The sequence below is a fragment of the Candidatus Tisiphia endosymbiont of Ditula angustiorana genome (genome assembly GCF_964026425.1).
Classification (GTDB): Bacteria; Pseudomonadota; Alphaproteobacteria; order Rickettsiales; family Rickettsiaceae; genus Tisiphia.
Genome location: NZ_OZ032143.1, coordinates 862,746 through 887,669, shown reverse-complemented (window position 1 = coordinate 887,669; position 24,924 = coordinate 862,746). Strand labels below are relative to the sequence as shown.

13 protein-coding genes are annotated in these 24,924 nt (G+C 32.1%); 6 read left to right on the top strand and 7 right to left on the bottom strand.

Features of this window, described 5'->3' with window-relative positions:
- The first annotated feature begins 7 nt into the window (after positions 1-7).
- The 5 genes from AAGD29_RS04035 to AAGD29_RS04015 all read left to right on the top strand — a co-directional run bounded on the left by AAGD29_RS04035 (position 8) and on the right by AAGD29_RS04015 (position 14,497).
- Positions 8-2,941, top strand: coding sequence for a type IV secretion system protein (locus AAGD29_RS04035; RefSeq protein WP_341758614.1), 2,934 nt, complete (start codon positions 8-10; stop codon positions 2,939-2,941).
- Between the two features lie 88 nt (positions 2,942-3,029).
- The gene (locus tag AAGD29_RS04030; protein WP_341758613.1) at positions 3,030-5,270 is read left to right on the top strand and encodes a type IV secretion system protein; all 2,241 of its coding nucleotides are present in this window, start codon (positions 3,030-3,032) and stop codon (positions 5,268-5,270) included.
- Positions 5,271-5,582: 312 nt separating this feature from the next.
- On the top strand, positions 5,583-8,489 hold the full coding sequence (locus AAGD29_RS04025; RefSeq protein ID WP_341758612.1) for a type IV secretion system protein: 2,907 nt from the start codon (positions 5,583-5,585) through the stop codon (positions 8,487-8,489).
- 26 nt (positions 8,490-8,515) lie between these two features.
- A complete protein-coding gene (locus tag AAGD29_RS04020) occupies positions 8,516-11,233 on the top strand; it encodes a type IV secretion system protein (protein WP_341758611.1) in 2,718 nt (905 codons plus the stop codon).
- A gap of 27 nt (positions 11,234-11,260) precedes the next feature.
- Complete coding sequence (locus AAGD29_RS04015) at positions 11,261-14,497, top strand: type IV secretion system protein (protein ID WP_341758610.1); 3,237 nt, start codon at positions 11,261-11,263, stop codon at positions 14,495-14,497.
- Between the two features lie 69 nt (positions 14,498-14,566).
- Here AAGD29_RS04015 and dnaN read toward each other — a convergent pair whose 3' ends face one another.
- The 7 genes from dnaN to AAGD29_RS03990 all read right to left on the bottom strand — a co-directional run bounded on the left by dnaN (position 14,567) and on the right by AAGD29_RS03990 (position 21,136).
- Complete coding sequence (gene dnaN / locus AAGD29_RS04010; protein WP_341758609.1) at positions 14,567-15,730, bottom strand: DNA polymerase III subunit beta; 1,164 nt, start codon at positions 15,728-15,730, stop codon at positions 14,567-14,569.
- Positions 15,731-15,819: 89 nt separating this feature from the next.
- Entirely contained in the window at positions 15,820-15,981 is a 162-nt protein-coding gene (locus tag AAGD29_RS04005) for a hypothetical protein (RefSeq protein ID WP_341758608.1), read from the bottom strand.
- Positions 15,982-16,468: 487 nt separating this feature from the next.
- On the bottom strand, positions 16,469-18,850 hold the full coding sequence (locus AAGD29_RS04000; protein ID WP_341758607.1) for an N-6 DNA methylase: 2,382 nt from the start codon (positions 18,848-18,850) through the stop codon (positions 16,469-16,471).
- A gap of 85 nt (positions 18,851-18,935) precedes the next feature.
- Positions 18,936-19,154 (bottom strand): transposase, encoded by a 219-nt coding sequence (locus AAGD29_RS10265; RefSeq protein WP_410521190.1) that lies wholly within the window; start codon positions 19,152-19,154, stop codon positions 18,936-18,938.
- 39 nt (positions 19,155-19,193) lie between these two features.
- A complete protein-coding gene (locus tag AAGD29_RS03995) occupies positions 19,194-19,412 on the bottom strand; it encodes a hypothetical protein (RefSeq protein ID WP_341758606.1) in 219 nt (72 codons plus the stop codon).
- A 181-nt stretch (positions 19,413-19,593) separates the two neighbouring features.
- Positions 19,594-19,926 (bottom strand): hypothetical protein, encoded by a 333-nt coding sequence (locus tag AAGD29_RS10260; RefSeq protein WP_410521189.1) that lies wholly within the window; start codon positions 19,924-19,926, stop codon positions 19,594-19,596.
- 520 nt (positions 19,927-20,446) lie between these two features.
- Entirely contained in the window at positions 20,447-21,136 is a 690-nt protein-coding gene (locus tag AAGD29_RS03990; RefSeq protein ID WP_341758605.1) for a bifunctional (p)ppGpp synthetase/guanosine-3',5'-bis(diphosphate) 3'-pyrophosphohydrolase, read from the bottom strand.
- Positions 21,137-21,452: 316 nt separating this feature from the next.
- Between AAGD29_RS03990 and AAGD29_RS03985 the strand changes: the two genes are divergently transcribed.
- The gene (locus AAGD29_RS03985) at positions 21,453-24,437 is read left to right on the top strand and encodes an NB-ARC domain-containing protein (RefSeq protein ID WP_341758604.1); all 2,985 of its coding nucleotides are present in this window, start codon (positions 21,453-21,455) and stop codon (positions 24,435-24,437) included.
- Positions 24,438-24,924 lie beyond the last annotated feature (487 nt).

The following is a 24,924-nucleotide window of genomic DNA, read 5'->3' as shown; positions in this document are numbered from 1 at the left end:
TTAATTTATGCATTATAATTTTATAAAAAATTTACTTAGTGGAGCAAAAATATTTGCTAGAATAGTAGTGCTATGCAGTCTAGTAAATTTTACTGTTATCCATAATAGTTATGCAGAAGAACCAAAACAAAAAGATACTTTAGATACTATAATTGATATTCTTTCAGGTTTGACCTGTGAGACTCAAGGTATCGGTGATTTATTACGTACGGAATTTTCTCACACTTGTATACCGGCATCATTTTTTACCTTTGCCGTTGCTAATATAATCTCGCCAGGATTATATGCAAATACCATGCTACGTCTTAAAATAAATGACCATGAATTATTTGATGGAGATTACCCTGGAGGACAATGTGCAAGAAATAATAAAATTGATCCAAATGACCCTAAATTAACCTTTGCATTGTGTAATAATGTTAAGCTAGCAGCTGTTAGAGTACAGGCGATAGCCATTTCTGCTATTGCTATTGCTAAGGCCGTATTAACCGGTTCTGATCCGTGGAAAGATATTATGGAAGCGTGGAAGAGCAATAAAGCATCATTTCATACTATTTATAAGGACACAAAAGATGGTTATTCTAGTGTAATGTTGGACGTACCTATATCAGTTGTTTTTAAAGTAGTAAAAATAAAAGATACCATGTGTGTGGCTGCTCCTACTATATTAGCAGATTGGGTATCAGTTGGCTGTAAGTATATTAGAGAACCTTACCCTGAATCGATTTATGCGACTTTTATGAGTCTTGATGGTGGGACTAAGAAAGGTCCTAATACCGCTACTGACCCAATGGCAATAGTTGATTGTGGTGTATCATCTTCTAGTTGTTACCAAAGAGCTTATAATAATTCTAAGGCAGCCATCGTTATCTCTTCACCATTAATAGAATGTATTAAAGAAATGACGGCAAGATTACTGGTTAGTAAAGATGTTTGTACATTTGATGATATTAATAAAGTAATTAATTCAAGTAAAAGAGAAAGTAGCATATTATTTCAATTTCAACGTAATATGCACCGAACTGTTACCGCTTTATTGACTATATATGTAATTTTCTTTGGTTTTAAAATCATACTTTCTGGTGACGTTCCTCCTAAAAATGAAATAATTAATTTTGTATTAAAGATGTTGTTTGTGACCTATTTCTCTGTAGGTATAAACATTACTCCTGGTAGTAATTCTGACTATAATCGACTAGATGGTATGGTGCAATGGGCTTTTCCTTTATTATTAGGAGGAATAGATACACTTGCTGGTTGGGTTATGAATGCTTCTCCATCAGAGTTGTGTAAATTTGATGGAGAAGTTTACGATAAAAATCTTTCTTATATGGCATTATGGGATTCATTAGACTGTCATATAAGCCATTATTTAGGATTAGATATGTTATCAACCTTACTGGTAGAAAATCAATATAAAAATCATGATTTCAAGAATTTTGACTTTTTTAGTTTCTCAGCCCCACCTTATGTATATTTACTGATTCCTGCTATTATTTCAGGTAACATGACTCTAGTATCTTTGGCACTGTCCTATCCTTTATTAGTGATTTCTGTTGGAGCGTTTATGGTGAATGCTACAGTGATGTGCATGATATCTATAGTAATATTAGGTGTTTTAGCTCCTCTTTTTGTGCCAATGTTTTTATTTGAATATACTCGTGGTTACTTTGAATCATGGGTAAAGTTATTAATATCATTTTTACTACAACCTATGGTAGTGGTAACCTTTATGATTATGATGTTTTCAGTTTATGATTTCGGTTTTTATGGTCACTGTAAATATGAAAGTAACCATATACAAAATAGTATAGAAAGTGGGGGAGATGGAAAAAGAAAGGTAAAAATATTTTATGTTAATACTAAATGGGATGAATATATTGATAAAGACGATGTTAAAAGTTGTAAGAATAGCCTAGGTTATATGCTTAATAATCCACTAGCAACAGTTTTTGATTTTGCTAAAGATAACCTCAATGAGATTGTCAAAAAAAAACCAGGTAGTGGTAGTACAAGCGATCATTTATCTGAATACCAGTTTTTGCAAGGTATTATTATGGGACCCGGTATGTTTTTTGTATCACCCAAATTAGTTTTTGAGAAAATTAAGGATATTGCTCTAGCTTTAATTACTGCCTGCTTTACTTTGTATTTAATGTATCACTTTAGTAGCCAATTAGCAGAGTTTGCAGCTGATATGACTGAAGGTGTACCTCTTAGTGGTGTTGCCATACATCCACAAGCAATATACAAAGCTGGTATGGCTGCTCTTGGAGCTGCTGGTAAAATGCAGGCGGCTGATAAAGTAGCTAGAGGTGCTAGTACTAAGGATCTAGGTGGTGGAGGTGGATCAGCTGGAGATACTAAAGCTACTGGTGGTGAATCAGCAGGAGATACCTTAGACACCAGCGGTTCATCTGGAGATACTGTATCAACAGCAGGAGGAGGTGGTGGCAAGTCTCTAGGTGGTGGTGGACTACCTATCTCTCCAGCCCGTCATATAGCAGAATCTACTGCAGCTGGTGTATCTGAATCGAGTTCTTCAAATGCAGGAGGTTCTTCAAAGGAATCAAGGGTTAATTTGCAGACTATTGACGAACCTATTCTACCTCCAACTAGTAAAATAGTAGAAACAGAGGATTTTGTTAATAGATCACCACAGATGGCTACAAATACGCAAGAATTAGAAAGGACAGTAGAGAAAGCAGGTTCTACTAAGGAATTACCAAAAGAGCAAAAGACCCCTGAGTTACTTTCTAAAACTTTGGGAGGACTTGAGGATTCTACTATACAAGCTGGAAAGGCTGGTGACATTAAACAAGAAATAAAAAATCCTGAGGAAAAAGCTAGGAAGGAGAGTTATCTTAAAACTAGACCAGCTAAGAAAACTACAACTGCTAGAACTAATATAAAAAAAGATGGCTCTGATGAAAATTCATAAAGTCACCAACTGTACAAGTTTAAGTAGGTATAATAGTCCTCATTCCCGCGTAGGTGGGAATGACATTAAGAGAAGCAGGAATGGAACGATGTCATTCGAGCTGCGGCGGGAATCTAAAGAAATAGACAGGAAAGGTGCTTTAGATATTCTAGATCCCTGCCTTCGCAGGGATGACATAAAGGGAAGCGGGAATGACATTAAAGGAAACAGGGATGGCATTAAGGGAAACAGGAATGACACCTTAGGGCTGTTATACCTACTTAAAATTTGCCCACTTGGTAAAGTCATAAGAATTTTTATACAATGTTGTTTGGTACTTTTTTCAAGCAAAGTTTTTGCTGGTTTTGGAGATCCGTGTCCATCAGCTTCATTTGCAGTAGATGGTTATTTAAGACAAAACACAGCTTACGGGCATCTTCTATATAGTATTGATATGACCGGTACTCCTAATGGGTGTGATGCAACTGACCCACAATTTAAATTCTGTCTAAAAAATAAAGATGGTAGTTCTCCAGAGTGTAAAGTTATTACTCTTAATTTAAATGATTCTAAGCGTCTTAGTGAATTAAGCACTGATAATAATCCTGATTTAGGTGGAAATACTTTATTAAAAGATATTATTTTAACAGTAAAGATTGTCGATAACAGATTGTGCCTAGTCATGTCTACCTCAAAAGGACAACTTCCACTAGCTTGTAAAAATACTACCACACCAGCTCCGATACCACCACCAAACGAACAATGCCGGAATATAGGTAAAACTTGTTATATGGGTACTACAAGGAGTCAGTCATTACTTAATTTTTCTGGCTTAGCTGTAGATTGCGTAAAGGAAACTCTTGATAAAGTTTTTTTTCGTTATAGTAGCTGTGATCCAAAAAATGATAAGATTAGTTTGACTGCCCTTAATCCTTTCTCAACCTTCCAAGAATCTTTGAAAATATCTATTAGGGCGGCGTTAATATTATATGTTATGTTTTTTGCTGTTAATATGATTTTAAGCAAAGAATATGGTAATTTAGATAAAATAGCATCTTTTGTTATGAAGCTAGTAGTTGTCACTTATTTTGCTACAGGTCTTGGACCAGCGTATTTTAAGGGTGGAAAGGAAACTACCGAAAATGGTATGCTTCAGTATGGTTTACCATTACTCACGCAGCTTACTCCACAATTTGCCCAAATAGTTTTTAATGCTGGTGGCTCTCGAGGATTATGTGAGTACGATACTAGTAAGTATAAAGATGGTTATAAGTTTTATGCACTTTGGGATGCTGTTGATTGTAGGATAGGTTATTATTTGGGTATGGGGCTATATTATAATACAGAATCCGTTTTAAACGGTATTCCCAATGATGTGCCGGGTGGAACTAAAGGTATTGCTGTAAACTTTAAAAAACCTGGAAAGGAAGCACCAAAGGCATTGAGTAAGGTTGGCGGATTCAGATTTTTTACTGTGATGTTTGGTTTATTATTATCTGGACAAATAATAATAGTAGCATCTGGAATAATATTTTCTGTAATATTTGTTTCAATAATTTTATATTTTATAACACACTATTTAGTATGTCTAGTTACCATATATGTCATGACCTATATTTCCCCTATATTTATTCCTATGGTTTTATTTACTAGAACCAAAGCATATTTTGATGCATGGCTAAAAATTTGTATATCTTGTGCAGTGCAACCCGCAGTGGTAGCTGGTTTTATTGCCTTGTTACTTACTATGTATGATTCGGCAATATACAAGAATTGTGAGTTTATGAGGCATGACTATACGTATAGCAGTGATGTTCAGTTTAGTACTTTTGAGCTTAGATTACCAAATACTAATACTGAGGACTGTAAAAATAGTGCTGGATATAAATTATTACGGTATTATTCAGGGGAAGGTTGGGAGAAGCATCTTTTAATTCTTTTTCCAATTAACTCAATTGTTATAGATGTCGTATCACTGTTAGTAGAGTTACTTTATGTATTAATTTTTTCAATTATTTTTTATTATTTTTCAAAATCAATTAGTCAGTTTGCCGCCGAGCTTACTGGTGGTCCTATCATGGATTCTGTAACAGCTAGTCCTACTAAGATAGTTGATATGGTTAAGAAAGGGGCGGAGTTTATTGCCGATGCTTCAAAAAGCTCCGGTGGAAAACCACCGCAGAAAAATCCTTTAGAAAAACCAAGGAAAGGAGGAGAAGAAGCAAAAGATTCAGGTGGTGGCAAAGCTGATGAAGGTATGGCAGGTTCTGGTGGTGGTGGCGGTAGCGGCGGTGGTATGGGTTCTGGAAGCGGTGGTGGTATGAATGGTGGTGGCGGTGGTGCAGGGTAACAAAAAACGATGTCATTCCCGCGTAGGCATTGCCCGCGTGGATTAAAAATCCAACGTAAGTAATGGTACTTACAGGATCAAAAACGATGTCATTCCCGCGTAGGCGGGAATCTATAATATTTAGTAGCCTTTGCAGGTTATTTTTTAGATCCCAGCCTACGCTGGGATGACATAGTTTTGACTATATATATCATTCCCGCGTAGGCATTGCCCGCGTGGATCACTAGTATGTCATTCTTAGCAACGGCAGGAATCACATTGAAGCTGCTTAAGTGGTAGTAATTAACTTGGATATTATTGTATAAAAATTGTATGAAAGGAAATTTATCAAAACTTATAATGGTATTAGGCATAGCGGCTCTAGTGGTTAGCGTTGTTATGGTATTACTTGCGATGATAGGGTCAGTAAAAATTACCAACGGTTGCCTCCTTAGATATGATCAAGACGCAAAGGGAGGTAGTACTGATCGTATTACTAATACAATCATGCTTAACGCAACAGCAAACTATACTGTTATTACCAAAACAAAACCAGATGGTTCAATTGAGACTGAGTATGATCCTAAACATTATGGAGAATGGTTAAATACTAATTTAGCTGTTACAGATAAGCAGGATATTAAGTTTAAAATAGAGGGTAACATAAGTCTTTGTCGAGCTTATATCCCAAAAAATAATATTCAACAATCTTCAGATATAGATACCAATAATAACATGGTTGCCATCCCTAGGATTGAAGAAACTAATGCAGAACCACTATCTTTAATTTTTGATGCTAAAACTGATGAATGGCGAAATATAGCTGAATTATTTATTAATGATCAGGTTATAGTATCAATTTTACCGGATCACAAGAAATTGCCGGATTTGCCAAATAATATAGCTAGTGTAAAAAATGTCTTTAAGCTTGTTAAGCAAGATGGTGAATTTAAAAATTTTATAGAGACAGCAGATTGTTCAGAAGGCAAGAGAAAATACAGCCCATTATGTGGTAGATATTCAATATATTCTGGGGAGTATGTCAGTGGTTGTAAATGGGTTGATGATTATTATAACTGTAATTATCATAGTTATTGTCCTAAAAGATGTTTTTTGGGATGCCAGTCACGTAAATTTTGTTTCTTAGGTGCTTGTTGTGAGCAATTGTTATGTGACAGATGTGGTGTTTGGAGTAATATAGCAACGATAGCACCAGAACCTTATCGAGATAATAATGATTTTAAATACCCGTGGTCTAGGAAAGTTGATAATGTTAATGATCTATTCACTGATTTTCATCCTGAATGTTCTAATAATTCTAGTGTTGCATCTAGTACGTGTCCTGATGTTGATCATAGTATAAAAGATAAAGCTTATATAGAAGGAGAATACCAAAATAAAAGATATTTCTGGTATTCTGCCGATGGTCCAACAGGTCTGTTATATAGAATGGATAACAGTGAGACTCCAACTAATGCCAAATCTTTAGGAGGAAACTATAAATTTGCCAAAGTAATTGAGGGAGACGAAACGTATGATCCAATAAATAATAGTAGAGCTGCTAAAATCATTTATAATAGGACTCTAGCCGGTACAGCAAAAACCTATTTACAATATCGTTTATGGTCAAAAGATGACAAATATACCAATAATACTGGTGGCTATGTCTTAAATATTAAGCAGACTAAATGTCGAAGAACTAATGGCGAGAGTTTTGATGATGTTGAGGCTAATCGTGGTAAAATACAATATTTAGTAGTACCATATGACGAAAATCCTAACACATCTAGTAAACCTTATACCGCTAATAGTATTAATATGGATGATGCCGAAGGTAATGCGAAGATTACTACAAGTGGCAATGGATATCTATGGATGAGAATTCTCAATAAAAAAGAGGATTATAAAGAAAGTTATGGTAGGTATAAAGTACAATTCTTTACCTCAGAAAAAGTTGGTAGTTTTACTTTAAATATTTTAACTCCTTTATTTGAGTTATTAAAAGGAAAAATTAAAGGTGCAGCTATAATGATTTTCGAGAACATGACCTGCTATGGTGGGGGAGTTACTACTTGTACTAACTTTTTTCACTATATAAAAGCCGTATTAATTCTCTACGTTATGTCATACGGAGCAATGTTTTTATTAGGTATGGTCAAAATCAACCAACAGGATTTGGTAATTAGGATAGCAAAAATTGCTATAGTTAGTGGGTTAATGAATGAAAGTACTTTTGGATTTTTCAATAATTATATATTTGATTTTGTAACTAACTTTTCAGATGGAATCATCTCGAATATGAGTGGCTATAGCATGTTTTCATCGACGAATAAGATAACAAATCCTTTCATGTTCCTAGATGCATTAATGAGTAAAATATTGTTCAGTAAAACTTTTGCTGGTCAAGTGCTTTCTTTAATCTCTATGGGTCTTAGTGGATTGATTTATTTTGTTATAGTATTTATTGCTACAATGATAGTAATCATCACCGCTCTTCGAGCCGTGGCAGTTTATATTATGGCATTTATGGCAATCGCTATATTAATTGGTATAGCTCCATTATTTCTTACGTTTATGCTATTTGATTTTACTAGATATTTATTTGATAATTGGGTGAGGTTTACTTTTAGATATATGATAGAGCCAGTAATTTTAATGGCAGGAATTATTATACTTACTCAGCTATTTACAATTTACTTGGATTTTGCAACTGGTTATAGTGTGTGTTGGAAATGTGCTTTACCTATAAAAGTTCCATTTCCCGCTATCCCAGGTCTTCCTGCGATTTTCTCTAATTTAGAGATTTTTTGTATCAATTGGTTTGTACCTTGGGGAATGGATTCTCGTTCTGGTATGATGGGTTTGAATATGCAACATTATATTGCATTAATTATGATTGCTTATGGAATGTATGGTTATGTTGAATTTTCTGGAAAAATGGTGGCAAAGTTGACTAGTACCGCTGGACCTTCTGCTACATCTATGGGACATGCAATGTCATCGGCAATGGAACAAGGAGCTTTAAAAAAGGTTGGTTTAGATCAGGCATCTAGGAATCAGATTAAACAGCAAGCTGCCGGTAGATTAAAAGATAGGAATAAAGCAATTGATAAAGGGAATAAAGCTAGGTCAAAAGGTGATACCAAGGATAGTGATGGTAACAATAAGGATCAGAATCCAAGAAGTGGTGTTGAGAGTGGTAGTGGTAATGAAAGTGGTTCTAATGCGAATCCAAAGTAATAACTGAAAATGAAGTGAATAATAGGATGAGAAATTTCAGGCATCTAATTTTGTTGGTAGATTTTCTACTTAAGGGGCAAGTTTTTATTGCCTTAGTAGTTCTGTTAGCCTACCATCCTGCCAAAGCTAATGATGATGACAGTAAACTTGATTGGATGAATTCAAGTTTAGATGGGCTTGCAGCTTTATTTTCAGCATGTCTAGAAGTACCAAAATTTAATAGTTTTCAAGAAGGTAGCATTTCTTTAGACCTTGCAAAACCAAATGAATGGAATTCTACTGGTAACTATGTCAAAAAAGATAAAGCAATTAAGTTTGACTGGAGTACTAGGGGAGCTGTAAGTAGTCCAAGAAGATACCGGGTGATTTACCGTATAGATCCAAGATTTGCTAGACCTCAAATATTTATTAAAACTTTTAATTATTTAACTAAACAGTATGAAGCTACTGATTTTCCTAAATTTAAGGCAACTGATCCTACTAAAGATTATACAAGTTTGGCATTTAGCAAAATGCAGAATTATGTAGACTATTTTAATTTTGCTAACAATAGACAGAAAATTCGAGTAGAAAAAGGTGATGTAATAAATATAACTCTCGCAAGAGCAGGAGATTTTTTTAGTGTAGTTACTGACGAAGATTTTTTAAAGTCAGAGCTTGACAATAATATGTTAGGAGTCCCGTCACTTTATACAAATAGCAACCTTGATAATAAAATACTATATTCAACTGCAGAAAAATTATGTGATTCTATTGATCCTTCAAGGGATAAAGTGTGCCAGGGTACTGGAGCAAATACAAAATACAAGGTATTAGATAAATTAGCATTAGTTGGCAAACCGTTGAATCCGGCGATTATACAAGATATGAACCGTTTAGCTATTACAATTTGTCCTGATTTTGCTAATGATAAAGATAACTCTCCAGTATGCTTCTATGATCAAGGGAGAGGAATGAGGATATTGGTAAATAATCAGATTATAAAGAGAGAAGCAGAGAACTTTGTATATTCTAAATTTTTAAAAAAGAGTTTCTTATATTATAAATCTGATATTGCTGGAGATTTAGATTTTTTAACTGATTGGTCAATCCAAGGAATGTTTACTTCCCTAGATAAACCTTTAATGAGTGATTGGACTACATTTTCTGATCTTGATAAACTTAATTTTTATATTAATAGTCCTGCTGTAGATTTAAGTAGCAGTTTTCTACATTTTGGACGCTACATTATGATGGTAGAAGTAGGTAATGGTGATAAGACTGTTAGTGATGCACAACAAAAAGACATAGAAGTTGAATATATTATAGTAAAAGGTGGTGTAACACCACTTGCATCGCTAGTGGGTACACAAATCAACCAAGATTTTTCAACTGATGCTGACAAAGATGGTTATTTATGGATTAGGGTAAAGAATCCTAATAAAGAGGTAATGGGATTAATTAAGGTAAATTATGCTAATTACACTGGAAGTACTTGGTTTTCAGATATTGTATATAAAGGGGCAGTTAAACCTATTACCGATGAGTTTCATAAATTTACTATGAATTTTTATACTAAACTAACTAAAAATGTAACATTACACCGAATCATAAAAGCCGCATTGATTCTTTACGTAATAATATATGCTTTAACCTTTTTAGCGGGTGCTATTCAAATAACTGCCAAAGACTTATTAACAAGAATTATAAAAATCACTTTGATAGTAATACTAATAGGAGATGATAGTTGGAACTTTTTCAATAATTACTTATTTAACGCCTTTATTAAGGGTACTGACTATCTAATGACCAATGTAGTAGGGCTTACTAGTTCTAAAGCTAACATTTTTGGTTTTATTGATCCAATATTTGATAAATATACTAATGGCAGATTTTGGGGGCTTTTATTTATACAATTACTCCAAATTCATAATGGTCTTGCTCTTGTTGCTATCATGACTATTTATTCTCTGACGCTTTATTTTAGAGCCATTTTGGAAGTTATCATAGGTTACGTTATAGCCTATATTGGTCTTGCGATTATGATATCTTTAGCACCATTATTCATAATTTTGGTACTATTTGAGAAGACAAAAAGCATTTTCGATAACTGGTTATCTACTTTATTTAGTTACATGATGCAACCAACCATATTATTAATATTTTTTCTATTAATAGATCAAGTGATGTCTGAACAACTTTTAAAAATTGTGGTAAGAGCATGTTGGGATAGTACGTTCATTCCAATAGAGATAGGGTTAGATCTAACGCATATGGACATACCTATTAATTTTTCTTTCAAAATACCATTTTTACCTGGAATACCTTTCTTCGCACCGGATGTTACGGAAATTAGTAATGCAAAGGATTTATTAAATTCTACCGGGACATTCTTGGTAATATTTACCAGTAGCTTATTATTCTATGCTTATTGCCTAATGTGTTATGGACTTGTCGATTATGTGACTATAGTAGTTGCTCAATTGACGAATGTAACACCTGCAAGGCGGGAAGGTAATTACCAAGAGCCTGATAATCCTACAAAATCTATTATGCAGGATATGGAATCTGTGGCAAGACCAGTAAAGGATTTAGCTTTTGCTCCAGCTAGGATATTTAAGGATAAGGTTATAGATCAAAATTATAAAGCTAGGAAAAGTGAAAATTCTGGCAGCAACAAAGAATATACTGGCAAAATATTTGCCTCAAGAAATGATTCAGACACTGGTGGTGAAGCAGGTGGTGGATCTAATAAAAAGGAATAATTACTATTTAAGCCTAGGTTTTTATAAATGAAGAATATTTTTGTTATTTTATTAATTTCTATGTTGTGCCTTTCAGGGTGTACTGGCGATAGGTGCATTGATGCAGATGATTTTGGCTTTATAAAATTTGTAATTTCTTCAAGATATAAAAAAGAAGAGTTAAGCGGGCAACAACAAGATAATCAAACAGCTCCTTGGATCAATACTGGATATAATGTAAATGGTCAACCACTTACTATGTTGGTAAAAACTTGGGATTATTCTAAAGGAGATAAAAACAACTCTACAGAATTATCAGCTTGGAGTGCGTGGTATGGTCAGGAAAATAATACCAATACTTTATCTGAATTTTGTAAGAGACTACAAGTATGCCAATTTATAGATGGCATCATGTGTACTAAAAGTAAGGATGCTAGCATTAGTAATGCACCATGTTTATTTAAAAATGGTGTAGGGCTATACATGTTAATTGCTGAGCGTGATACAAATCCTAATCTCTCTTTGGATACACAACGTACACCAAAAGGCATTACCGCCCACCTTGGTACACCTCTTGTTGGTTATGCACTTTATGATCTTAATAAAAGAGGGGAATTAGTAAAAGCTGGAGGAATAAGTTATCAATATGCAGATGAGGATAAAGTTAAATACGTTCAATGCCCATTATATTTTAAGATTTTAGATAAATTTTACGATGATAATAATGGTCAGTACCGTGTAGTTATTAAATCTGGGGTCACTGACACTAGACCTGACCCTATTGAATTTTTAACGAATTTAATAAAAGCTGAGTTATTTGGTGATGGCAAGAATACAGGGCTAGTTAGGTCAATTTACGAGGGTATTATTAAAACACCGGGGTATCGTGTATCTGTTTCGGCTTTGTTAACTTTGTATATTATGTTTACAGGATTTTCTTTCCTGATTGGTAATGTTAATCTCACACATACTGAATTAATAATTAGAGTAGTAAAAGTTAGTATAGTATCTACGTTACTTAGTTCAACTAGTAGCTGGCAATTTTTCCATGATTACTTATTCGTGTTTTTTATGGAAGGGGTAGCGGAAATATTACAAATAATTAAAGAAACAGCAGCTACCGGACCTGGATCTTGGAGTATTATAGGTTTAATGCTAGCCCCGCAAACTATGGCAAAATTATTTTCATTACTATTTGTCGATCCGTTAGGATTTATATATATAATTTTATTCTTGATAGCCCTTTATTTTATCTTCATGATGGTATTTAAGGCTACTATTATATATCTTACAGCACTGATAACCGTTGGGATGATTATCATAATGGCTCCAATATTCATTTGCTTTATGTTATTTGGTATCACGCGTTCATTGTTTGAAAACTGGTTAAGACAGCTGATTTCCTATGCACTACAACCAATTATATTATTTACTGGTATTGCTTTTATTTCAATGATTATCAGAACAGAAATATATTCTTCACTTGGTTTTGGGGTATGTAAGTATGACTTCCCAAATTTAGGACCGATAAATGACCTATTTGGTAGTATGAATGAAGATCTAGACACTAGTCTTGGAGACTCAATATTTTATTGGTGGTTTCCATCTCCAATGAAAGCTGGCAAATTTTCTAAAACAAAGGCTAATATATTAGTGCCTGTCGATCATCGCAGCGATGATGGTTCTCCTGATGGCAAACTATGTTTAGCTTATCAATGTATTGAGGAAAGATATGTTGAATTACCATTTTTAGATCCAGTCAAAGATTTAACAAGAATTCATAATTTTTTCAGTGGTAAGTTTGTTCAGCTGGATGGATTGTTGTTAATTTTTGTATGTGTTTATTTACTAAGTAAATTTAATGATATAGCTGTTTCAAGTGCTAAATTCTTATCTAGCACCTCAGGTAATCTAACAAATTTACAAGCGATTGGACAAGCTGCTTATGCCCCTATTCAACAGCAAATAGAGAGACCTGCAAATTATGTTCTAAAGGCTGCTAAACAAAGGGCAAATCAAGCAATCGAAATAGCAACCATGCCCATTGCCAATGCCTATGAGAACATGATGATTGAGGGCAAGTGGTTGATAGAAGGGGTAAGAAAAGAAGCTCTGAATCCAAGGACAGTAAAATCTAGTGTTTTAGATGAAGTAAAAAGAACTTATGGTATAGATTATGAAGATGTTCATGCTCAAGCTGATTACCAAAAGGGTATTAGTGAGGTTATTAAAGCAATTAAACCGGATGGAACGGATAAAGAATTTGAGGGTAATAGTTACTCCGAACTTCGTGATTATTTAGCGGGTCTTAAATTTGGAGAAGGTAAAAAACTTGACAAAGATCAGCAGAAAGAGCTTGATGATTTAATGAAAACTAAAGATGGTAAAACTTTACGAGAATTAGCGAGTGATGCAAAGTTTACCAAAGATTTTCAGGAAGCTTATGTGAATGCACATCAAGCAATGTCAGCAAGGGGAGTAGGGTTATTTGGTAAAAATATAGCACCACTCAAAAGTTGGCAAGAGATGAATAGGCGTATTGATGAAAAGAGAGAGCTACGTGATAAGAAACGTAAAAATATAGGAGAGAGAATATATGCTGGTTATGAAGGATTAAAACGAGAGGCACTTACTGCTATTGTGGGTAAAGATTTACGGGATGCTTTTGAGGGTAACTTAACTGGAGCAGAGTGGGAAGATTTTAATTATAATGATCCAAGACTTAGAACCCATAGTGAATCACTTAAGGATCAGCAACGATCTTTGGAATGTCAAGAACTTCTAACTAAAATCAATAAAGAAACCATTGCTGTTCAGGGAGATATTTCATCTCCTGAATATCTAGCCAAGCTTGAATTACAGGGTAGAACAGCAGATATTGCATATTATGCAGAACTATCTAACAAAAAACTTGCCTTTGAGATATATGATGCTTTAGCTAAAGGTGAAAGTGATGATGGAGAGAATCCCGTGTTGATGGGCGAGCGATTCATGCGAGAAAAATCAACGGATACTCAAACTCGTAATATGATTGACAGTGCTTATAAGATTGAGCAGAAAACAATAGATAACGATAGATATGTACGCAGACAGGAACATTATGAAATTATGCGTGAGAAAGCTGAAGCTAATAGGGACAATCAATCTTTAGAGTATAGTAAAGCAGTACTAAAGAAAATAGAAGAAAGAAAAGAACTTATTAAAAAAGAAGTTAGATCTCACATTGATGGAATTAATCAATATCGCTTAGATGCTAGAATGCCTAAATATGAGAAAAAAGATTAGCTTTTTCAAAGCAAAAGATATATCGAACTGAGGTTAGTATTAACTTGTTACATCGAATTAAGGTGAATATTAAACCTTAACTGGCATAATCACAAAAACATCTTTAGGATTCTGAAGGGTTTTCAATAACATTGGTGATGATGCATTTAAAAAGTATAGTTCAACTTGGTTTGCTTTAGTAGCACTTAACACAGCACTTAGTGCGTCAGTAAGATATTTAGGATTAAAACCTATAGACAGATTATCTTCATGATCAAAAATGCATAAATTACTTTCATCTAGAGAACATGGTATGCATTCTTTAGCCACGCCTCTTGCTTCTCCAGAAGCGGTAATTTCAAGCAAGTCTTTTGATAAAATCAATTTTATTGCTTGAAATTTGTCTATAGTTATTGTCGCTACTCTATCTATAGCATCAGTTAGCAACTTGGTATTAATAGTAAGTTTATAGTTGTTCTCTACTGGGATAAAAGCTTGATAATCCGGAAAAGTTCCATCAATTAGTTTTGATACCATCATAATATCATTGCAAACAAATTTAATCCTATTAACACTTAGAAAAATTTCAATTTCCAGTTGAATATTCTTGGGGTCTTTCAGTATCTTAACAATTTCCTCGAGAGTCTTTTTAGGTAAAATAACTCCAAACTCGCTAGCATTATTGGATATTTTTACTACTGACACTGATAATCTATGCCCATCGGTGCTAGCCATACAACATTCTTCATCTTTTACATAGAAATAAACACCATTAAGATTATAACGAGTTTCATCAACGGATACCGAAAACAAAGTACCGTCGATCATTTTAACAAAATCACTACAAGATATTTTTAAAGTAGTTTCAATATTAATATCATCTAACGCAGGGAACTGGTTAGCATGTAGGGTTAGTAGGTTAAAAGCACAATTCTTTCCTAAAATTTCAAGATGATCTGTTTCATTTGAAACACTGAGCGTTACATCATTATCAGATATCTTTCTTATTATGTCATTTAATGTTTTAGTAGATACCATTATTTCGCCTTCACTTATTACTTGAGCTGCTACTTTTTGGCTTAAATATATTTCCATGTTAGTAGTTATTAGCTCTAGCTTACCATCCTTAGATGATAATTTAACATGACTAAGTTCAGCAATTACGTTATGTTTTTCTACCACAGAATTGGCAAAAGCCAAAGCCTGAGTTAATGTTTTTGTCTCAACTATTATTTTTAAGTTATTATTATTCATATTATTTAGTATTTATAATAGCTGCAAGATACATAAAACCACCATTAGTTCTAATGTAAGTTATATTGTCACTCTATACCTCATTGACATTAGGTACATAGATCGTTTTCGTTTTTCCTGATTTGATCAAGCAAGTAACTATGAATTTTATGCTGATTATCCTTCACAGAAACAGCTTTCTTCTTATGCAGATAAATAGCTTCTATGCCCATTATCTCCATATATTTGTGTATTCTATCCTTACCTAACATTAGACTTCTTTCGAAACTAGGTATGAGATAAGGGTTTTTAGAAAAAATTAATCGAAAAACCGTAAGCAGTACGACAAACGTACGTGAGGATTTTGAGATTAATTCTGACGACAAAACCACCTCTCAGATGAAGTCTCGAAAGAAGTCTATTAAAACCATTTTCTAATAATTGCCTATGTATACAACAATATCCAAATTCAGGATTATCGGTATATATTTCGTCTATCCTAAAATATTCAAGTTGTATGGCTACTAACAAACTGCTTCTAATAGTTTGTTTATGTTTTTACATAATGTATAGCATTTTGTTTGGTGCTACTTTGTTTCTTTGCCATTCGTTTATCCTAAGTATAATTTTTATTATATCTTATTACAAAACAAAACTACCTGCTTTTTTGTCTAAATTTTTCAGTCCATTATAGACAACAGCATAAATAATTAATCGCAATCATCCCTTAACGGACGATTAGTTGTAAACCTATATCTTTCAATCAAAGAAATAAAATGAGTTATGGAGTTTAGATTGAAAAAAAGCATCCACTATGCTATTTTTCATATCCATTTCTAATGATTTGATTTTATTTTTAAAATCTTCAATTTCCTGCTCTTTTATTTGATATAATTTAACAATATTTTCTTGCTCTTCTAGCCTTGGTACTGGTATTTTTATCTTTTTTATATCTGTATTATTAAGGTGCAATATATTAGCTCCTCTTGCATATTTAGCCAATTCACTTTTTAGTGGATAGCTTAAGACTAAAGATAAATACTGCGGATTTATTCTATTTTTATCATGTATTCTGATAATGTTAATATCGCTACCTATAATAACATTGCTTTTGCATAAAGTTCTTGCTATTGCAATGCCGTCTGCATCGGCAGTTGTTGTTGCTGGTATTAATACATCACCTTCTTGTGATAAAACTTTTCCTTTTAAATCGGTTTTGCTGTAGATTTTTTTTATAAATAGATTATTATATAATGTGTACAATTCTCCATATAAAATACATTCATATTTTCCATTACTATCAATTTTTGTTTTAGACAAGCCGTTTCCTTTTAAAAACTCTATATCATCACACTTTTCAAGTTCTTTTAAAGAAAATTTTTGAAAAGCAAAATTATCAATAGTTTGTTCTTTATATTGATTAATTAACAATACATACTGATTATGTTGTATTCTATCTTGATAAAGTATATCAAAATTAATTTTCTTTAATCTATCAATATCATCAATATTTAAAGAAGTTTCTGATAACAAAATATCAATATCGTTTTGTCCGTGTATTTTTTTTCTTGCTTTGTTTAGAGTATATCCATCGTTTCGTAAATCAAAATACCATATATGATTTTTTGATTTATTTTGTTTGTTCTTTACAATCAAAATATTACTTTTAATACTTGCATCCGCAAAAGCTCCCTTTGGCAAAGATATTACATTTTCTAAACTATGTTTTTCAACTAAGTCTCTTCTAAGCTGTGTATATGCTTTATTGCCATTGAATAAAATACCTTCTGGCACTATAATACCTGCTCTTGCATTTTCATTTTGACTATTTAAAGCATCTAAACAATGCAATATGCCGCAAACTTCTGCAGATTTCCCATTATATTCATATTGAGAAAGATAATCTGTCTTTCTTTTACTTCCAAATGGAATATTTGTAATTACAACATCAAATTTATTAGTTTGCTTTTTTTCATAGCTATCTTGCCTTGTTATATTTGAATGTCCGTCTCCAGCTAAAATCATATTCATTTTAGCAATTCTAAACATTGTGGAAAACTCACCACCAAAAACAGTTTCATTTTTTAGTTGTTCTATTGTATTTTGATTAAGTGGCATTCTTCTTTTTATATACTTAAAAGACTCTGTTAGCATTCCGCCAGTTCCACAAAATCCATCATATACTTTTTCACCAAATTGAGGATTGAGAAGTTTTACCATTGTTTTTACAATATGTCTTGGTGTAAAGTATTCTCCAAAATCTGTTTCAGCTCCTCCATAATTTCGTAAAAAATACTCAAAAGCATCGCCTTTTATATCAGTGCTTGTATCGGATAACCATAAATCATCTAAACTTGCAATAATGTTATTTAAGATATGTTCCTTGCCATTTAATATTTCCATTTTTGACAATACTTCTCCGCCATAAGATTTCTTAAAATAATCAAATGCTTGTTTATTTAGAAAATCTACTAAATCCAGTCCTTTTTTATTTTTAAAATTATTCCATAGATAATCTTTTGGAGGTAGATTTATAATTTCGTCGTTCATTTCCGCAAGTTCACTAATAACTTTAAGGAACAAGATATTTGAAAACAAATCTACTCTATCAAGGCCTCCTCTAATACCCATATCTCTGAGGTCATTATTAATAGTTTTAAATATAGATATTAATTCTTCTCTTGACTGTAAGACTTTTCTATCTATTGAATTATAGATATTATCTTGTAAGAAATTTAGTAAAGTTGATTGATTTAATAATTCGTCAACTTCTTCATTATTTAGAATTAAATTTGCCTGTTTTTTTATATGATAAGTCTTAGTGTATATTCCATCAGTTACGAATACAATAGGGGCATTTAATATTTTTGCATATTCTATTCCTTGTTCTTGTGCTTTATTTATATCCTCAAATGGCTTTTTTGCTTCAATGATTGCAATTGGTTCGTCTGAATTGTCTCTATATAAAATATAATCAGGTCTTTTCCTTCCTAAAAGTTTTTCTTGTTTTTCTGTTTTTGCTCTTTGTTTATAAACATTACAAGAATTAAGATTTTTACTATCGTCGTTCCATTTTAAATATCTTAATTCGTTATCTATTGCAGTTTCAATATCTCTTTCAACTAAATTAGAATATTTCATAATTAAATACCAAACTTTTTTATTGTTAAAACCATATTAATCTGAACTACTAAAAGGCTAAAGCCCTTTCTGTAACAATTCTCCACTATAATACCGTTTGCTTCACCAATAAGTTAAACATACAATTCATATCCTTGTTATTGTATCTAAATGCAAATTCATCTACATACTTTTGAAGATGTTTAGCTGATACGTGATGATAAATTCCTAAGATACCACGCTTTAGAGTTTCCCAAAAGTTCTCAATGTTGTTAGTATGGACGTCGCCGTTAGCAACATATTCTTTCGTATGATCATCAAGTATATTGTTGTCCTTAAACTCATCGCTAATAATTACGCTATCTTAAGTTATAACTTGGTGCAATATATCTAATAGTTGTTTACCTGTTAATTTCTTGCCCTCGTTGTTTTTTATCATTACTTTAGCAAGTACTGATTTGTTAATTCTATCAACACAGCCGACAACAACATTCTTTTTAGTACTACGACCTCTTTTATTAACTGGTGGTAAATCGTCATTATCATCATTCTTATTATTGCTTTTTCTAGCCTTTCCGCCCACGTACGTTTCGTCTACTTATATTAGAGTGCCTAGGAATTGTTGATTTTCAATATTGCCCATAACAAACTTTTAGCATATGCCAAGCTGTTTTATAGGTAAACTCCTACCTCACGCTGTAATTGATAACCTGATATACCTTTCTTACTATTCAAAAATAAATGAATAGTGTAAAACCATTTTCTTAAATCGGTTGACGAATGTGCAAATATCGTTCCCTAAAACACTGAAAAAATCCTACCACAAGAATTACATTGAAATTTTTTAGGCGTATTTCTTCTAACCGTAATTTTATTACTTTTGCAATAATTACAATGTGCTTTATCTTGAGGTTCTTATATCTAAAAAATATGTTATAAGTAATTATAACATATTTTTTAGATATAAGAACTATCATTTCGCGTACTTTTTGTAAACTAGTCTTAATAGGAATTAGGGTAAGTTCATTGTTATTAAGATTAAAAACTATTTCATCACCTTCTTTAAGTCGAAGAGATTTACGATAAATGGCAGGGATAGAAACTTTACCACCTTTAACTCAATGATAAGGTACTATAGTTAAGCCCATAGGATTAGGTGACAAAGAACATAACAATTGTAAATTGTCATTCCCGCGTAGGCGGGAATCTAGATACCTGCTTTCGCAGGTATGACACAAAATTTGTATCACCTAATTCAATAGGTTTCACTATAGTTTGACTAGTGAGACCATCAAGGCTTGACCTTTAGATTTAGTATAAAATAAAAAGTTATCATATATAACCTCTTTGGCTTGACGGTCAAAGGAGAAAATATATGATTAAGAACCAAGAGCAACTTGATAGTCTAGGTTCTGACGAAACAGGAGAATCTTAATTAACAATGGCAGCCCTTTGGGCTGCTCAATACCGTCAAGCCCCTCGCTTAGCGAGGGCGTTCTGACTTAATTTCAATTAAATATAACACGATGATTTCCTGTGAAGAACAGAATCATTTAAAATATTTAAGCAGTTTCGGAGAAATATAAAATGGTATAGATATACTTTCTTTACACTATTCTACTCTTCCCTTGTGTTATTTGCAATAAATGCGACAGAACCCTTCAATTGTATATCATACAAATTATGACAAAGATTCTCAATTACCCGCTCATAAACAAAGAGTTCTAATATAGTCCAATTAAACCCGCTCAAAATATTATAGGCGTTATTGATCTCAGTATTAATATAAGCTGTATTAAGCTTATAATTAGAGAGTAACTTTCTTAATTTTGTTTCCTGTGTCTTTTTATATTCATCATGGTTAGCTGTGCCAAATTCTGCTGTATTATGCATTTTTCTGCTACGTATTTGTATTTCTATATTACGTTCATAGATATCAACTATGACATGTAAGGAACGGTAGCCATTATCCTTAGGATGAGTAATAAAATCTTTAGACTTTTCTACATTAACAGAATAGATATTGTAAATAATATCCAATACTTTATAACAGTTTTTTTTTGTATCAACTACAATCCTAAAAGCAATTAGGTCCTTTAATTCTTTCACAGTGATAGCTTTTTTTAATATCTTCTTTAAAGCAGAACAAGGGTCTTTTAATCTGTAATGTATTTCAGCAGCTATATTATTTCTATGTAGTTTAGTGCTAATAGTACCTATGATATTACGTAAGTCAGTAGTATTTATACCTTGCATAATTAATACTCTACTAAATTGCTGTGAACTTAGTTTTAAAATATTTATCATAAAATAATCAGCTTTTGCTCTCTGTAATTAACTATTAACCCCATATTAGTCCACTAAACTCCAGAAAAGATATAACTATTGGAACTTTATTTTTAAATTTATGGAGGGAAAAGGCTGATCATTTTGCAATAACTTAAGTGCAGTTTAACTCCCCTACCTACTTATTGGAAGAATTCATTAAAACCTAAATTAGAATTATTCCAACTCTTAAAAAAACAGTAAGTATTATACATAAGTAAAAAACACATAGGCATGAATGTAAAAATTTATCTATTATTTATGTTTGTATACTATTTTATAATCTTATAGTTATAAAATGTTAACCTTATATAATAATTTAAATAAATTAGATTTTATGGAAGATCAAGAGATACTATGTCCACAAGAGATGTATGAAAAACATTTACTAGTAATTAACAATATTAGATTCACATCAAGAGAGATGGATGTAATAGCATGCATTATGCATGGGAAAAACATAAAAGGAGTAGCTAATTTTTTATCAAATGAGGATAAACAAGTCGAGACAAGAACTATTGAAAGTCATATTTCTAATATCAAACGGAAAATAGGAACAAATGCCCGAGAGGGCATTATAAACTTTATGGAAAAATCTGATAAATATAAACTAATACAAAGTTATTATTGCAGTTTATTAATTCAACAAGAATTCAAGAAAACCTTAAAAGAAATTTCAATATTAACAAAGTCTTATAATATATCTTTTTTTATTGTTTTGCAGATGCTAAAAAACAATGATTTAAACTTGATGATTAATAAGATACGTAGTGATTTACAGCTTATAGGCATAACAGTTTATATAGAACTGCAAGAAGATTTTGATAATGTTCCTATAGTTCTAAGGCATAAGGAGACACATGGAGAAGGTAAAAAGCAATGTACTATCTATGTTTGTGCTGTAAATGAAACTAATATATCCAAACGACAAAAAGATAGTAAGTCTGTTACTATGTCTAATGATCAGGATATATCTAAAGTATTTTTCCTTATAACACAGAAAGAGCAAAGTGTAGAATTTTTACCTAAACAAACTAATTTTGAATATATTAATCTTTCTCTATTTAAACAATATCATTTTATTTTTTTAGAAATTATCACAAGAATTTTTTCTAATACGAATGTAGATAATATTATGTCAAGTAAGTCTAGTTTAGTTTCTCCTCAATCTTATTTGACAGACAAAAATATTCAAGCTAAAGTTAGGAATATTTACCTACCAATAGTTAGTATATTGTTTTTGATTATTTGTAGTGCTTATCTTTTTATATTTAGCCCAGCTGTTAAAAAAACGGTTAAAAGTCAAGAAGCAGAAATACCCTACCTTAAACCACAAGAGTCAATAATATTTCCTAAGAATTTGACTAGTTGGAATATACCTAGACAAGATAATGTTTTTGTTGGTAGAGAAAAACTATTAAGTAATTTATACAGTAAATTACATCAGAATCATACACTAGAAGGAATAAATAATGTAGCAGTTACTGCATGTGCTGGACTTGGAGGAATTGGAAAAACACAATTAGCCTTGCAATATGTCAATCACACAAAGCATCCGTATACACTTAAAGTTTGGTTTCCTGCAGAAAACATTGATGATTTATATAATAAATATATTGAATTCGCTAAGTTATTAGGATACGCAGAAAACACCTATACAAAAGAAAACATTATTGCTTATGTTAAACAATGGTTAGTTGAGAATCCAGGGTGGCTTTTAGTTTATGATAACGTAAGCAACTATCGTAAAATTGCACCATTTTTACCAGAAACTGGTGGATATATGATTTTAACAACTCGTCAACGTCATTGGCCAACAAAATTTTCAATATTGCCTATTGATGTCATGACAGAAGAGGAGTCGATTAAAACAATAAAGACTTTAATACAGCGAAATGTGGCAGCAGAAGAACAAAATGCTATGAGGACATTAGTAGAAGTTTTAGGATATTTACCCTTAGCACTAGTACAAGCGAGTGCTTATATTAAGCAAAAACATATCACTATTCCAGAATATTTAGCTCTTTACCAGAGGTATGAATCAGAATTATTAGCTGATAATTCTTTTTTAGGAGAAACAAATAGTTATAACTACCCAGTGGCAATAACCTGGAACATCACCTTAGAGGCAATTGTTAGAGATACTAAAATTAACAATGAACCGCCAATAGCTATTGAGCTTTTAACAGTATGTGCTTACTTAGCACCAGACAGAATCTCTCGTAAACTATTGCTTACATGGCTACAAACCGCTCATCCTCATTTATCATCTCCAGAATTAACATTAAATAAACATATTGCTCTATTATGGCAATATTCCATGATCAATTATGATGATAATAATATTTCTATCCATCGCCTAGTACAAGCAGTTTTACATCATAAGATAATTCAGGTACTAAATAAAAACAATAATATTTATTCTACCTTAAATTTAGGGTGGTTTGAATCCCTATTACAATTTTTTATAGATAATGAACATGAATTTAAACTAACTAATTCTTTTCAACAAATTATTGAAACTAGTAAGCAATTTAAAACTAAATTTAAGGATAAATATAATGAAAATCTTGCGACATTAGATTTAATAATTGCTTCAATCTACTATTATCAAGAAAAATATGAAGATTTTTTAAAGATACTTGGTCAGGTTAATGCATATTTGCAGAAAACTGACGGCTTAGAAATGTTAAAATTTAGAGTTCTAACTTTATACTCAACATATTTTTGTAGAATTAGTAATTATCACGAGGCTGAAGAAAAGCTAAATAAAGCATTTGATGAGTATAAAAATGTGAAAATAAATAAGTCAGTAAAAGATCAGGATATGAAAGCTTTAAAGGCAAGATTATTGTATACTAAAGCTAATCTTGTCTTAGAGAAAAACACAAAAACAGATAAAATTAATATAAGTACACTAGAAATAGAGGCTTCTATTAAATCAATTCAAGAAGCAATAGTTTTATTTAAGGAAACTGATAACATTAGAGGCTTTTTACTATCAATCAGATTATATGGAGAACTACTTATGTTAACCAACCAAGCGGATAAAGTAATAATAGAGTTTAATAAATACAATAACTTAATTGAGCAAAGAGCTGATGACATAATAAAAATGTTTTTTTATATAACTTATTCAGATGCTTATTTTAGCAAAGGTGATTTCAACAAAGCTTTGGAGTATTCTAGTAGAGCTAAACAACAAGCAGAAAAATTACGTCTTAACAATAGATTAAATTATCTTAACAATAAAGAGAAAGATATTAAAGCATCGATGCAATAAAATTGAATAGGATTCTATAAAGAAAAATTATGAGTCAGTCACTTGTTTGAAGGTATTGGCGGGTCAATCATTTAATTTGTAAAAGTCAAGATTTGATCTTACAGTACGATGCAGGGTAATTTAAAAGTCACAATTAATAGTTGCTATAGATATAAATTCAATCGTTATAGATGTCATTCCCGCGTAGGCGGGAATCTAAAGAAACAGACAGAAAGGGTGCTTTAGACATTCTAGATTCCGCACCGAAGCGGGAATGTTAAGCTCCAACTGTGAATGATGTCACCCCTGCGTAGGCAGGGGTCTAAAGAAATAGCCTAATATGATAGTTTGAAGCAGGAAAGATTCCTGCTTACGCAGGAATGACATAAAGGGGGAGCAGGAATCCAAAAAATCGATATTCGAGGTTATAGTTAGATAACTTTATGCAACTTTCCAGTCAATTGTCAGATGTTTTTGGGGTAAGAAAGTTTGAGAGTCAAGTAAGTCA